Source organism: Curtobacterium sp. C2H10 (assembly GCF_025407985.1).
Taxonomy (GTDB): domain Bacteria; phylum Actinomycetota; class Actinomycetes; order Actinomycetales; family Microbacteriaceae; genus Curtobacterium.
In genome coordinates, this window is sequence record NZ_JABXGF010000010.1 from 24,739 (window position 1) to 37,999 (window position 13,261).

The window sequence follows — 13,261 nt, forward strand, 5'->3', positions numbered from 1 at the left end:
GGTGGTCCTGTAGTTGAGTCTACTCCACTCAACTTGCGTTCGCAGCGGGAGATTCCCGCCGCGGGTTCCGGATGCCGACGGCACTCACGAGTGCGCCGGCGAGGAGCAGCAGCGCCATCACGACCATCGCGCGGTGCAGTCCCTCGACGCTCACGGCACCGCCGAGGACGATCCCGGCGAGCGCGACCATGACGAGCCCGGCGATCCGCGCGATCGCGTTGTTGACGGCCGAGCCCGCACCCGCCTCCGACTGCGGGACCGACCCGAGGACCGCACTCGTCAGCGGCGTCACCATCAACGCGATCCCCGCTCCGACGAGCACCAGACCGGGGAGCACCGACCACCAGTACCCGATCGGCTCGTCACCGGCGAAGAGCAGCAGGAGCGCCCCGACCGCGGCGATCGCGGGACCGGCGGCCATGAACCACCGCGGACCCCAGCGGCCGGCCAACGACCCGACCGTGGTGGAGAGGAGCAGGAGCATCACGGTCGGGGGCAGCGTCGCGAGGCCGGCGAGCCAGGCCGGGAACCGCCAGACCTCTTGCAGGAACAGCGTCACGACGAAGAACACCATCCCGAGGGCCCCGTAGATCGACAGCGTCGCGAGGTTGCCGACGGTGAAGTTCCGCGCACGGAAGAGCTCGAGCGGGACCAGGGGTGCACCGTGCCTGCGGGTGACGCGGAGCTCCCACGGCACGAACGCCACGAGCGCTGCCCCGCCGAGCACCAGCGCGGCGAGGACGACCGGCGCGCCCCACCCGAGACGCTCCTGCTCGATCAACCCGAGGACGACACCACCGACGCCCACGACCGCCAGCACGGCGCCGACCACGTCCACGTGCGCCCGCGGCCCCACCCGGACGTCCGCCGAGATCCGCGACACGAGCGGGATCGTCACCGCGATCGGCACGGCCGTCAGCACGAAGATCCACCGCCAGCCGATGCCGTCCACGACGAGGCCGCCGACGACCGGCCCGAGGATCGTCGCCGCGCTCGACCACGCCGTCCACGTGCCGATCGCCTTCGCCTGCGCCGCACCGCGGAACGCCGCCACGATGAGCGCGAGGGCACTCGGGGTCACGAGCGCACCACCGACGCCCTGCAGCGCCCGGGCGACGATGAGGACCTCGCCCGTGGGGGCGATCGCGCACACGATCGAGGCGATCCCGAAGACCACGAGGCCCCACGTGATGATGCGGACGCGGCCGAACAGGTCGGACAGACTGCCGGCCACGAGGATGAGCGAACCGAGCGTCACGAGGTACGCGTCCACCGTCCACTGCTGCACGACCAGTCCCCCGCCGAGTTCGTCGCGGATGGCGGGGAGCGCCACGTTCACGACGCTCGAGTCGAGTCCCACGACGAAGGACGACAGGATCGCGACGACGAGCACGACACGGCGGTCGTCGCGGAGCGGGGCCGTGGCCGCCGGGGCTGGGGTCGTCATGTGCCCATCCTCCGCCACCGCGCGCGGTCCCGCCTGCCCCCGGGAGGACCTGTGGACAACTCGCCGGACACGACGAAGCCCCCGCGACCGATGGGGTCGCGGGGGCTGCCGACAGGACGGGGCTGGGGTCCTAGTTCCTGGAGTCCGAGTTCGGCTGGACCGACGGGCCGGGGTTGACGACCGGCTGCGGAGCCGGCTCGGCCGCGGTGTTCGTCACGGTCGTGGTCTGCACGCCGGGGTCGGTGCCCTTGGCCTTCTTCTCGTCGTCGCCCATCTCCTTCTTGAAGATGTTGATCGACTGCCCGAGGCCCTTGGCGAGTGCCGGGAGCTTGGTCGCACCGAACAGCAGGATGACGATCCCGAGGATGATCAGCAGGTGTACGCCACCGAGGTTTCCGAGCATCATGACTCCTTGAATCTGGATCTGGTCGCCGTCTCCGAGTCACCGTCGACGCGTGCGGCGGAAGTCCGTCGTGCACCCATCGTAACTCGCACCGGTCGGGAAACCCAGGCCGGGCACCCGAACGGACACCGTTCGCACAGGCAGCACCCCCGGACTGCCGTTGCAGCCCGGGGGTGCGCGTGCCGGTCGCGGGTCAGGCGCGACCGGGTCAGTAGGCGCCTCGGGAGCGCAGCACGGACGGGATGGTCCGGGCGAGGATGACGACGTCGTGGACGAAGGACCAGTTCTCGACGTAGTGCAGGTCGAGTCGGACACCGTCGGCCCAGTCGAGGTCCGAGCGGCCGCTCACCTGCCAGAGCCCGGTGATGCCCGGGGTCACGAGCAGCCGACGGTCGGCGAAGTCCTCGTACAGGGCGACCTCGCGCGGGAGGGCGGGTCGGGGGCCCACCAGGCTCATCGAACCGGTCAGGACGTTCCACAGCTGCGGCAGCTCGTCGAGGGACGTCCGACGCAGGAACGCACCGGCCCGGGTGATGCGCGGGTCGTGCTTCATCTTGAAGAGCGGCCCCGCGCCCTCGTTCTCCTGCTCGAGCGCGGCCATCCGGGCTTCGGCGTCGACGCACATCGTACGGAACTTGAGGATCGGGAACTCCCGCCCGTCGCGCCCCACGCGGGTCTGGCGGAAGAACACGGGGCCACGGTCGTCCGCGCGGATGACCAGGGCGATGACGGCGAACACCGGCGCGAGGAGCAGCAGACCGATGCCGGCGCCGACGACGTCGAGCGTCCGCTTGCCGATCCGCCGCCGGTAGTCGGGCGTCTCGACGTGCATGAGCGGCAGGCCGTCGACGGGTCGTTCGTGCACCCGGCCGGCGGCGATGTCCGCCAGCGGCGAGGAGACCACGAGTTCGACGCCGTGCGCTTCCAGTTGCCATCCGAGCCGCCGGAGTCGCTCGTGCCCGCCCCGGATCGCGCCGGCGACCACCACGGCGGCCACCGGTTCGCTCTGGGCCCGGTCGAGGACGGCGTCGACCCCGTCGATCACCGGGACGCTCGTGTCCCCGAGCGGTACCCGGGACCCGGCCCGGACGCAGTCGGAGATGATCGCCCGGACGCGGTACCCCGCGGCGGGGGTGGCCGCGATGCGCCGTCCGACGTAGGTCACGTCGTCGAGGTCGCCGACGAGCAGGACGTCCTGCAGCCCCTCGCCCCGGCAGCGACGTCGAGCGAGCACGGTCCGGACGGCCTTCCGACCGATCGCGAGGAGGAGCAGCCCGAGCGGGAACGCGATGGCGACGTAGCCACGGGCGAGGTCGACCTGGACGGCGTACGCGACCCCGGCCACCGTCGCGACGGTGACGAGGCTCGCGGTGATGAGTCGCCGGAACTCGTCGCCGCCGACGCCGACGATGCGCGGGTCTCGGCTGCGGGACACCGTGAGCAGGACCATCCAGGCCACGATCATCACGGGGGCGACCACGAACTCGGTCCACCCGGCAGCGCTCGAACCCGCGGGGAGCTCACCGGGGAACCGGACCACGTGGGCGACGGCGAACGCGACGAGCAACAACCCCAGGTCGAGCCCCGCCAGGCCGAAGCCCGTCGCACGGCTGCGGCGGGTCCGGCTGCGGGTCGGACGCCCGACGACCTCGACGGAACGGGACACCGCGCTCAGCGGTCGCATCGCGAGTGACATCGGGAGCCCTCCAGTCGGCCACCGGCCGGGGGGACCGACCGGGTGCCGCCGTCATGCGAGAGGACGGAACGGCACTCCGATCAGAATATCACGCTGGAGTTCTGCATATCAATGGTCGAGCACGTCCGCGAGCGTCCACGCCACGGGAGCCGCAGTGAGCGCCGGGATGTCTGCCTCGGTCACGCCGCGCAGTCGGTAGGCGACACGCTCCCCCGGCAGCAGGGTCATGAACCCGCGGTCGACCGTGCCCCCGGGTGCGACCCGGTCGGGCTGGAAGAGGAGGTCCCGCACGAGGCCCTCCGCCTCGACGACGAGGTCGAGGCCGTCGCCGTCGGGAGCCGCGGTGAAGGCGGTCCGGTACCGTGCCGGCTCCCAGCGCATGTCCTTGTCGGGTCCCGGGGTCCACACCGCCCGACGCCAGTCCATGTCCGCGACGACGAGCTCGTTCGTCGGGTCGTCCACCACACCGACCGACTCCGGCAGTGCCACCACGGCGACACCGGCGGCGGACAGGCGGACGGGCAGCGACGCCTCGGCGAGGACCGTCCCCGCGAGGGTGACCCGCCGCACGCGGACGACGCTGTCGTGCCCCGTGCGGGTCGAGCGGACGGCGACCTCGATGGGCGCGTTGCCGAACGCCCCGGGCGACACCCCGAGCGAGAGCGTGTCCGCCAGATCGCCCAGATCGGCCGTCTCACCGACGGAGGCCGACGTGGTCGGGCGATCCGCGCCTCCTGGCTGCCCCGACGGCTCGCCCGCAGAACCGGACGCGCCCGCCGGACCGGACGCAGCAGCCGGAGCGGACCCGCCCGCCGGAGCGGACCCGACCGCCGGACCGGACCCGCCCGACGGACCGGACGCGACCGCAGCCGCGACCGAGGACACCGGACGGATCGTCAGCAGCACGTCGTCGTAGAGCCGACGCAGCTCGTGCGCCAGCGGCTTCAGCCGCCCGGCCGAGTCGATCGCCGACCACGACGAGACCGGCCAGAGGTCGTTCAGCTGCCACACGACGACCCCGGTGTTCCGGGGCCAGTGCGTCCGCCAGTGCTCGACGCCCGTCGCGATGGCGCGCGCCTGCTGCAGCTGCGTCAGGTAGTGCCACCGGTCGAACTCGGCCGGCGCCACGGAGCCGAACCGCGGCGCGAGGCCCCGCGCGAGCTTCCCCATGCCGTCCGCGGCCTTCTGGTGGTGGACGACACCGGGCGAGTCCACCGCGAGCGGCGAGTCCCGCACCGCGTCGCGCAGCGTCCGCCAGGCGGGCGGCGCCTGCCAGCCGAACTCCGAGACGAACCGCGGCACCGAGTCGCGGTAGGCGGTGTCCGGGAGCCGGTTCCAGACGTCCCACGAGTGGTGCGTCTCGTGGTCGACGTCGTTCGCGGGGAGCGACTCGGAGCCCGACCACGGCGAGGCGACCGTGTAGAAGCGCGAGGGGTCGACCGCGTCGACGATCGTCGGCAGGAGGTCGAGGTAGTAGTCCAGGCCCCAGCCGCGGCCCTCGAGCGAGGCCTCCCAGCCGTCGACCTCGTGCAGCCAGATGTTCTCGTTGTTGCCGTTCCAGAGCACGAGCGAGGGGTGCCGTGCGAGCCGGGCGACGTTGTCCCGGGCCTCGGCGATGACCTCGCTGCGGATCGGCTCGCCCTCGGGGTAGGCCGAGCAGGCGAACGGGAAGTCCTGCCAGACGAGCAGTCCGAGCTCGTCGCAGACCTCGTAGAAGTCGTTCGACTCGTAGACCCCGCCGCCCCAGACCCGCACGAGGTTGACGTTGAGGTCCGCTGCCGCGCGCAGACGGTCCTCGACCCGGTCGCGCGACACCCGCGAGACGATGACGTCGTCCGGGATCCAGTTCACGCCGCGGACGTCGATGAGCGTGCCGTTGACGTGCACGTTGAAGGGCTTGCCGATGCTGTCGGACGTCGTCTCGATGCGCGTCGAGCGGAAACCGGTGCGGAACGTCGAGCGGTCGAGGACCTCGCCGTCGACCGTCTGCAGCTCGACCACGACGTCGTACAGGTCCTGAGCGCCGTAGCCACGCGGCCACCACCGCTGGACCTCCGGCACCCGCACGGTGACCACGGTCTCGTCGTCGCGCGGGGTCAGCTGTGCGCGCGAGCGCTGGCGGGTGGTGCCACCCTCGGCCGTCGCTCCGCTGACCGTCACGACGAGCACGAGGTCGTCGTCCTCGCCGTCCTGGTCGAGGTCGTTCAGCCCGGAGCGCTCGACGGTGATGTGCGCGTCGAGCACGCCCTCACCCGCCTCGACGTCGACCAGGGGCCGGACGTCGCGCAGCCTGGCTGTGGACCAGCGCTCGATCGCGACCGGTCGCCACGGACCGCTCGTGACCGCCGTCAGCCCCCAGTCCCACCCGAAGTTCGACGCCATCTTTCGGAGGTACGGGAACGGTTCGTCGTACGGACCGGGCATGCTGCCGGCCTTCGCCGCGACGCGTCCGGCCTCACGGTAGGGCGACTCGAACAGGAGCTCGAGCGTCTTCTCCCCGCGGCCGACGCCGCCGGTGCTGTCCCGGGCGTCGAACCGGTAGCGGCGGTGCATGTTCCGCGTCGTCCCCACCACGACGCCGTCGAGGCTGAGCTCGGCGACGGTGTCGAGCCCGTCGCACACGAGGTCCACGCGCTCGAAGCCCCGCGGGTCGACGTCGACGGTGCGCTGGTACGACCAGTCGGCCCGGCCGACCCACTTGGCGCCGTCCTCGTTCCGGTCGAACGTGGGGTCCGCCAGCAGCCCCTCGCGCTCGAGGTCGGTGTGGACCTGCCCCGGCACGGTGGCGCCGATGGTCCGGCCCACGACGTCGGCCGGCGCGCCTGCTGGCGGCGCCTCACCCGCCATGGTCACGGTCCAGCCGTCGCGGAGTTCCTCGCGTTCGAGGGTCATGCGGGTCCTTCTCTTCGGCGGACGGGTTGGTGTCCGCTGCGGTCGGGACGCCGGCCGGGGGCCCGCCTCGTGGCCGGGTTCTCGGCCGGGAGGCGCGGCACCGGTTGCCCGGGCGTCGTCGCGTCGCGCGCGCGGAACGCTGGTGCGGTCGCGCGTCGGGGTGCTCGGCGATGCTAGTACGGCGACCTTGCAGGACTGCGAGTGGCAGGCTGGAAGACGTGATCAGTGTTGCACTCGCCACCGCCCTGCGTGACGCCGGCCTGCGGTGGCACCCGACGACCGGTGACCGGTTCGTGATCGACAAGCCGGGCGTCGACGACGACGTCTACACGGTGTCCGAGATGACCGTGGAGCGGCACGACTACCCCTCGGGGACGGTGCTCGGCTTCAACGGGACGACCGAGTGGGCGCTCGACTCGGTCGACGCCGCGGAGTCCCTCTGGCTCCCGCGCGAGGACCAGCTGCGTGGGCTGCTCGGCCCGGCGTTCGTGTCCATGTCGGCGGGGTTCACGGTGGTCGCGACGGTCGACGGCGCTGATCGTTCCTTCACGTCCGACGACGCTGCGGAGGCGTACGGGCTGGCCCTGCAGGCGTACATCACGGCGGCGCTGGCGTAGCGGGGTACGCCGGGCGGCGACGGCTCGCCCGGGCTGAACGTTGCCGGAATGCCTGCTGGGTGGCCTTTGGTTGACTCGGACCATGACCGTTCCGAACATCACCCTGAACGACGGCAAGACCATCCCGCAGCTCGGCTTCGGCGTCTTCCAGATCGACCCCTCCGAGACGAAGGAAGCGACGCTCGCGGCGCTCGAGGTCGGCTACCGCCACATCGACACCGCCGAGATGTACGGCAACGAGAAGGAGGTCGGCGAGGCCATCGCTTCGTCGGGCATCCCGCGCGAGGAGATCTTCGTCACGTCGAAGCTCAACAACGGCTTCCACGACCCCGAGGCAGCGCTGGAGAACGGCAAGAAGTCGGCCGACCTGCTCGGCGGCTACACCGACCTCTTCCTCATCCACTGGCCGCTGCCCACCGTGTCGGACTTCGTGCCGACGTGGAAGGCGATGGAGGAGCTCTACCGCGGCGGCACCGCCCGCTCGATCGGCGTGAGCAACTTCCAGGCCCACCACCTCAACCGCCTCGCCGCCGAGACCACGATCACCCCGGCCGTGAACCAGATCGAGGTGCACCCGTACCTCACGCAGGACGAGCTCCGCGCCTACGACCGCGAGCACGGCATCGCGACCGAGGCCTGGTCGCCCATCGCGCAGGGCCTCGTGCTCGACGACGAGACGATCACCCGCATCGCCGGCAACGTCGGCAAGTCCGCGGCGCAGGTCGTCCTCCGCTGGCACATCCAGCGCGGCGACATCGTCTTCCCGAAGTCGGTCACCCGTGCCCGCGTCGACGAGAACTTCGCGATCTTCGACTTCGAGCTCTCCGACGAGGACATGACGGCGATCTCGTCGCTCGACAAGGGGCACCGGACGGGTCCGGACCCGGACACGTTCGACTACGTCCCGGCCTGATTCGGTCACCGCGTGAGGAAGGCCCCCGTCACCTGTTGGTGGCGGGGGCCTTCCTCGTCTTCAGTTGTGCTTGCTGGTGATCAGCGAAGGGTGAGTCGAACCGTCTCCGACTCGGCCGCGATGGCGCCCTGCTTGTGGTACACGACGAAGTCGTGCGTACCCGCGCCGATCGCAGTGGTCTGCAGCGTCCAGGTGCCGTTCTCGACCGTGGCGGTGCCACGGGACTTCCCGTTCACGAACACGGAAACCGTGGTGCCCTCCTTGCCGACGCCGGTGAACGTCACCGGCCCCGCGGCGACGGTGTCACCGTTCGCCGGGGACTCGATCGCGAAGTCGGCCGCCGGCGCCTGCACGATCAGGTTCAGGCGCACCTGCTGCGCCTGGGACCCACCGACCGGCTTGTGGAACACGGTGACCTCCTGCTCGCCGTAGTTCAGCGTGCCCGTAAGCGACCACTTGCCCTTGCTGTCGACCAGGCCCTCGGCGAGGGTCGCGTTGCCCTTCTTGATGACGACCTTGCCGCCACCGGCACCCTGGCCGGTGAACGTGACCGACTTGTCCGCGGTCTCGACCACCGAGTCGTTCGCCGGCGAGGTCACCTCGAACGGCAGCACGACCGAGCCGTCCGTGACCGTGACGGTCAGCGGGCTCGACACTGCCGACGAACCGGGCATCTTCTTGTAGTACGCGGTCAGGTTGTGCTTGTTGAAGCTCAGCTCACCGGTGAAGGCCCACTTGCCGTCAGCGCCGACCTCGGCCGTCCCGACGGTATTCGTGCCCTTCTTAATCGTCACGACACCGCCCGTAGTGCCCGTGCCCTCGAACGAGACCTGGTTGTCCGGTGCGGTCACGGTCGAGTTGTGCTTCGGGGCAGTGATCTCGAACGGAGCGTTCTGCTCGTTGTTGGTCACCGTGATGTGCAGCGGCACCTTGTTGGTCACCGCACCCGTTGGGATCTTCTTGTAGTAGACCTCGAGGTCGTACTCGGTGTACGCCATGAGCGACGTGAAGGACCACTTGCCGTCCGCGTCCACGATCGCAGAACCGATGGGCTTGTTGCCGTTCAGGACGGACACCTTGCCGCCCGGGTTCCCCAGACCGGTAAAGGTCACCGACTTGTCGGCGGTGCGGATCACGTCGTTGTTCTGCGGGCTCGTCAGCTCGAACCCGGTCGCAACGACGCGGATGTCCTTCGACACCGCGTCCACACGCTCACCGCCCACGTACTGCACGAACTCGACCGTGTTCGCGCCAGCCTTCAGGCCCGACACGCGCCCGCTCCACGAACCATCCGCGGCAGCGGTCGCGACGACCGTGCTCCCGACACGGATCTGCGCACCAGCAGTCGCCGTGCCCGACACCAGCGCCGTCCGCGCATCGTTGTCGACCGAGTCAACGTTCACCGAGAGGGCGTCGTTCGCCGACTCGCCCGGGTTGACCACGACCGTCGAAGTCGTCGTGTTCGCACCCTTCGACTTCTGCGTGGCCCCGATCGTGTTTTCACCCTTGCGGATGTTCACGGCCTTGGTCCACGTGCCGTTGTCCTTCACCGTCACGGGCGCGACGTCCGTACCGTTCACCACGACGGTGACCTCGGAACCAGCCTCACCCTTGCCCTCGACCGTGATCGGCGAGTCTGACACCTCGGACTGGTCCGCGGGCGAAGTGATCGAGACCTGCGAATACTGCAGTGCGGCGGATCCGACAGCTGAAACATTTCCGGCGACGTTCTGCGTAGCGGTGAAAGTCAGTCGCTCGCCGCTGTTGGGTGCCGCGACTTTGTACGTGAAGAGCCCCTTTGTATCGGCGTTACCGGAGGCGACAACTGCACCCTTATGCAAAACTTCGATTTTCGCATTCGCGCGGCCTCGCACCTCAATGCGAGCCAACTCCTCGCGATCGTCCAGAAAGACCCCAGTAACGGTGGGTGCAGACGGCACATCGAGCGCCGAAATGTAGATGCTACTCCCTGCAGTCGCGTGATAACCCGGGCCAGCTGCGCTTCCATTAGGGGCCAACCCGAGCGTACGACCACCCGAAATCAGGTATCCACCCGAAGTGCGCCACTCGTTCTTGACATCACACGTGCCCCAAACCCAGTGTCCGTGAGACCAAGTCGACAGGCACGAGTTGCCTGCTCGAACAGTTCCAACCTCACCTTCCGCAGGTACCGTCGCAAGGACTCCCGCATTCGGCGAGAGAGATGCCGTTGCATTAATCCACTGCGTGTTGTTGGACCACCAGGTGAAGTTTGTGCCGGTGATTGAGCCGTTTGGCCCCTGCAGCCGCACGGTCTTTGTTCGGGGCGTGACCTGACTCGTACCCTCTTGGGAATGTAGCTGGACGCCTTCTCCAGTAGATGCCGACGCCGCCGTTGCACCGAGGGGAGCGAAAGCGAGGCCGGAGGCGAGGGTCGCGACGGCGAGGGCACTGGCACCCAGGCCCTTCGCGATGCGCTTCTTCTTGCTTGACATGGTGTGGTCCCTTTCGAGGGATCGGGCCGCGCGCTCTCGTTCGGGACGATCGGGTCGCCCGCGGCTCGCGGTCATCGTGGTCGCGGGACACCCCGCTGCCATACCAAAATATCAAACACTGACGTGAAATACAACACTGTGCGATGAGATCACCTTGAGCCATTCGGACGCAACTTTCAGCTCCCAGAGTTGACGCGCCTCCAGTCCTGAGTAGAGTTGAGTCCATCGGACGCAAGTCCAACGACTTCAGCAGTACCCGCACCAACAGAAGGAGCACCCACACATGGGACGTGCAGTAGGCATCGACCTCGGAACCACCAACTCGGTCGTCAGCGTGCTCGAGGGCGGTGAGCCCACGGTCATCGCCAACGCCGAGGGCATGCGCACCACGCCGTCGATCGTCGCCTTCACCAAGGACGGCGAGGTGCTGGTCGGCGAGACCGCCAAGCGCCAGGCCGTCACGAACGTCGACCGCACCATCGCATCGGTCAAGCGCCACATCGGCACCGACTGGACGACGGACATCGACGGCAAGAAGTACACGCCGCAGGAGATCTCGGCCCGCATCCTGGGCAAGCTCAAGCGCGACGCCGAGCAGTACCTCGGTGAAGACGTGACCGACGCGGTCATCACCGTGCCGGCGTACTTCAACGACGCCGAGCGCCAGGCCACCAAGGACGCCGGTGAGATCGCCGGCCTGAACGTCCTCCGCATCATCAACGAGCCGACCGCCGCAGCACTGGCGTACGGCCTCGACAAGGGCAAGGAAGACGAGCTCATCCTGGTCTTCGACCTCGGTGGTGGCACGTTCGACGTCTCGCTGCTCGAGGTGGGCAAGGACGACGACTTCTCCACGATCCAGGTCCGTGCGACCTCCGGTGACAACCGCCTCGGTGGTGACGACTGGGACCAGCGCATCGTCGACTACCTCGTGAAGAAGTTCAAGGACGAGCACGGCGTCGACCTCTCGACGGACAAGATCGCCAAGCAGCGCCTCAAGGAAGCCGCCGAGCAGGCGAAGAAGGAACTGTCGTCGCAGATGTCGGCGAGCATCCAGCTCCCGTACCTGACGCTGACGGCCGACGGTCCGCTCAACCTCGACGAGACCATCTCGCGCGCCCAGTTCGAGCAGATGACCTCCGACCTGCTCGACCGCACGAAGAAGCCGTTCAACGACGTCATCAAGGAAGCCGGTGTCTCCGTCAACGACATCGCGCACGTGGTGCTCGTCGGTGGCTCGACCCGCATGCCCGCCGTGGCCGAGGTCGTCAAGTCGCTGACCGGCGGCAAGTCCCCGAACCAGGGCGTCAACCCGGACGAGGTCGTGGCCGTCGGCGCCGCGCTGCAGGCCGGTGTCCTGAAGGGCGAGCGCAAGGACGTCCTCCTCATCGACGTCACGCCGCTGTCGCTCGGCATCGAGACCAAGGGCGGCCTGATGACGAAGCTCATCGACCGCAACACCGCGATCCCGACCAAGCGCAGCGAGACCTTCACGACCGCTGACGACAACCAGCCGTCGGTCGCGATCCAGGTCTTCCAGGGCGAGCGCGAGTTCACCCGCGACAACAAGCCACTCGGCACCTTCGAGCTCACCGGCATCGCGCCGGCTCCCCGTGGCGTCCCGCAGGTCGAGGTCACCTTCGACATCGACGCCAACGGCATCGTGCACGTGTCCGCGAAGGACAAGGGCACCGGCAAGGAGCAGTCGATGGTCATCTCCGGGGGCTCGTCGCTGCCGAAGGAGGACATCGAGCGCATGGTCCGCGAAGCCGAGGAGCACGCGGCCGAGGACAAGGCCCGCCGCGAGGCCAACGAGCGTCGCAACCAGGCCGAGCAGCTCGTCTACTCGATCGAGAAGCTCATCAAGGAGAACGACGAGAAGCTCCCCGCGGACGTCAAGTCCGAGGTGCAGGCCGACGTCGACGCCCTCAAGTCCGCGCTCGCCGGCGAGGACGACGAGGCCGTGAAGACCGCCTTCGACAAGCTCAACGAGTCGCAGGGCAAGCTCGGCCAGGCCATCTACGCCCAGCAGGACGCAGGCGCCCCGGCCGGTGAGCAGCCCACCGCCGACCAGGCAGCGCAGGACGACGAGGACATCGTCGACGCCGAGGTCGTGGACGACGAGGACGACAAGGACAAGAAGTAACGATGACGGATCCCAAGGACAACGTGCCGAACGAGGACGAGCCCCAGGTCGAGGGCGATGCCACGAACGCGGCCGAGCCCGAGGACCTCATCGAGGCGGAGGGGCCCGACGTCGAAGTACCGACCGACGGCCCCGCCGCCGGGGGCCCGGCGGCGGACGCCGCGAACGACCTCTCCCCGGAGGACGAGGCACTCCTCGCCGACGCCGCCCGTGGCATCGCGGAGGACAAGCTCAGCACGGAGGACCGCGACCTGGTCGCCGAGATGCGTGCGGACATGCTCCGTGCGCAGGCCGAGCTGGTGAACTTCCGGAAGCGCGTCGAGCGCGACCGCGAGGCCAACCGCGAGGTCGCCATCGCCGAGGTCGTCCGGGCACTCCTGCCGGCGCTCGACGACCTCACCCGCGCCGAGGCGCACGGTGACCTCGCCGAGGGCCCCATGCAGGTCATCGGGCAGAAGATCCGCGGCGGCTTCGAGAAGTTCAAGCTCGTGCAGATCGGCGAGAAGGGTGAGTCCTTCGACCCGAACATCCACGAGGCGATCGTGCAGCTGCCGACACCGGGCGCCACCGGCCAGACCGTGGCGGACGTCGTCGAGCCGGGCTACAAGCTCGGTGAGCGCGTCCTCCGTGCGGCCAAGGTCGCGGTGGCGGTCCCGGCCTGAGCGCGGGGAGG

At 69.3% G+C, this 13,261-nt stretch carries 9 protein-coding genes; 4 read left to right on the forward strand and 5 right to left on the reverse strand.

The genetic code is table 11. The features are described from left to right. Positions 1 to 28: 28 nt before the first annotated feature. The 4 genes from HWD93_RS06585 to HWD93_RS06600 form a co-directional block, all read right to left on the reverse strand. The gene (locus HWD93_RS06585) at positions 29 to 1,447 is read right to left on the reverse strand and encodes an MFS transporter (protein ID WP_071294415.1); all 1,419 of its coding nucleotides are present in this window, start codon (positions 1,445 to 1,447) and stop codon (positions 29 to 31) included. A 130-nt stretch (positions 1,448 to 1,577) separates the two neighbouring features. Further along, entirely contained in the window at positions 1,578 to 1,853 is a 276-nt protein-coding gene (gene tatA / locus HWD93_RS06590; protein ID WP_306577014.1) for a twin-arginine translocase TatA/TatE family subunit, read from the reverse strand. Positions 1,854 to 2,058: 205 nt separating this feature from the next. After that, positions 2,059 to 3,546 carry a sugar transferase gene (locus HWD93_RS06595; RefSeq protein WP_071294414.1) on the reverse strand — a complete coding sequence of 496 codons (1,488 nt, stop codon included), beginning with the start codon at positions 3,544 to 3,546 and terminating at the stop codon, positions 2,059 to 2,061. Between the two features lie 108 nt (positions 3,547 to 3,654). Next, positions 3,655 to 6,438: a glycoside hydrolase family 2 protein gene (locus HWD93_RS06600; protein WP_261646398.1), complete on the reverse strand. Its 2,784-nt coding sequence runs from the start codon at positions 6,436 to 6,438 to the stop codon at positions 3,655 to 3,657. A 218-nt stretch (positions 6,439 to 6,656) separates the two neighbouring features. Between HWD93_RS06600 and HWD93_RS06605 the strand changes: the two genes are divergently transcribed. Further along, a complete protein-coding gene (locus HWD93_RS06605) occupies positions 6,657 to 7,055 on the forward strand; it encodes a pilus assembly protein CpaE (protein ID WP_261646399.1) in 399 nt (132 codons plus the stop codon). Between the two features lie 82 nt (positions 7,056 to 7,137). Then, positions 7,138 to 7,968 carry an aldo/keto reductase gene (locus tag HWD93_RS06610; protein ID WP_071294412.1) on the forward strand — a complete coding sequence of 277 codons (831 nt, stop codon included), beginning with the start codon at positions 7,138 to 7,140 and terminating at the stop codon, positions 7,966 to 7,968. A gap of 80 nt (positions 7,969 to 8,048) precedes the next feature. On the opposite strand, the gene HWD93_RS06615 is transcribed toward HWD93_RS06610, so the two are convergent. Beyond that, positions 8,049 to 10,544, reverse strand: coding sequence for a hypothetical protein (locus HWD93_RS06615; protein WP_306577016.1), 2,496 nt, complete (start codon positions 10,542 to 10,544; stop codon positions 8,049 to 8,051). 181 nt (positions 10,545 to 10,725) lie between these two features. On the opposite strand from HWD93_RS06615, the gene dnaK reads away from it, so the two are divergent. Together dnaK and HWD93_RS06625 are read left to right on the forward strand one after the other, a co-directional pair. Continuing rightward, positions 10,726 to 12,588 (forward strand): molecular chaperone DnaK, encoded by a 1,863-nt coding sequence (gene dnaK / locus HWD93_RS06620; protein ID WP_070417079.1) that lies wholly within the window; start codon positions 10,726 to 10,728, stop codon positions 12,586 to 12,588. A 2-nt stretch (positions 12,589 to 12,590) separates the two neighbouring features. Further along, complete coding sequence (locus HWD93_RS06625; RefSeq protein WP_083295090.1) at positions 12,591 to 13,250, forward strand: nucleotide exchange factor GrpE; 660 nt, start codon at positions 12,591 to 12,593, stop codon at positions 13,248 to 13,250. Positions 13,251 to 13,261 lie beyond the last annotated feature (11 nt).

Excerpts from the sequence above, each read along its gene's own strand:
- HWD93_RS06585 (WP_071294415.1), bottom strand. The coding sequence starts at position 1,447 with ATGACGACCCCAGCCCCGGCGGCCACGGCCCCGCTCCGCGACGACCGC.
- tatA (WP_306577014.1), bottom strand. The coding sequence starts at position 1,853 with ATGATGCTCGGAAACCTCGGTGGCGTACACCTGCTGATCATCCTCGGG.
- HWD93_RS06595 (WP_071294414.1), bottom strand. The coding sequence starts at position 3,546 with ATGTCACTCGCGATGCGACCGCTGAGCGCGGTGTCCCGTTCCGTCGAG.
- HWD93_RS06600 (WP_261646398.1), bottom strand. The coding sequence starts at position 6,438 with ATGACCCTCGAACGCGAGGAACTCCGCGACGGCTGGACCGTGACCATG.
- HWD93_RS06610 (WP_071294412.1), top strand. The coding sequence starts at position 7,138 with ATGACCGTTCCGAACATCACCCTGAACGACGGCAAGACCATCCCGCAG.
- HWD93_RS06615 (WP_306577016.1), bottom strand. The coding sequence starts at position 10,544 with ATGGCAGCGGGGTGTCCCGCGACCACGATGACCGCGAGCCGCGGGCGA.
- dnaK (WP_070417079.1), top strand. The coding sequence starts at position 10,726 with ATGGGACGTGCAGTAGGCATCGACCTCGGAACCACCAACTCGGTCGTC.
- HWD93_RS06625 (WP_083295090.1), top strand. The coding sequence starts at position 12,591 with ATGACGGATCCCAAGGACAACGTGCCGAACGAGGACGAGCCCCAGGTC.